We start from the raw sequence: 315 nt of genomic DNA, 5'->3' as shown, positions 1-315 counted from the left end.
CCAGGTCGTTTTGACCGTCAAATCACGGTTGACCGTCCAGATGTCGTCGGTCGTGAAGCAGTCTTGAAAGTTCACGCGCGGAACAAACCGCTTGATTCAACGGTTGATTTGAAAGCCATCGCACAACGGACGCCTGGATTCTCAGGTGCGGATCTTGAAAACCTTCTAAACGAAGCAGCACTTGTTGCCGCTCGTGCAGATCGTGATAAAGTCTCAATCGTTGACCTCGAAGAAGCAATTGACCGCGTCATTGCTGGACCAGCGAAGAAGAGCCGGATCATCTCGCCGAAAGAGAAAAAGATCGTCGCATGGCAC

General features: G+C 51.4%; 1 pseudogene. It reads left to right on the top strand.

Features of this window, described 5'->3' with window-relative positions:
* A pseudogene (locus B4F99_RS02910) lies at positions 1–315 on the top strand (cell division protein FtsH); the annotation flags it as partial.

This window comes from Exiguobacterium sp. UBA3491, assembly GCF_002377745.1.
GTDB lineage: Bacteria > Bacillota > Bacilli > Exiguobacteriales > Exiguobacteriaceae > Exiguobacterium_A.
Note: the sequence above shows the minus strand (reverse complement) of the source record. Positions and strands in the feature narration are given on the sequence as shown.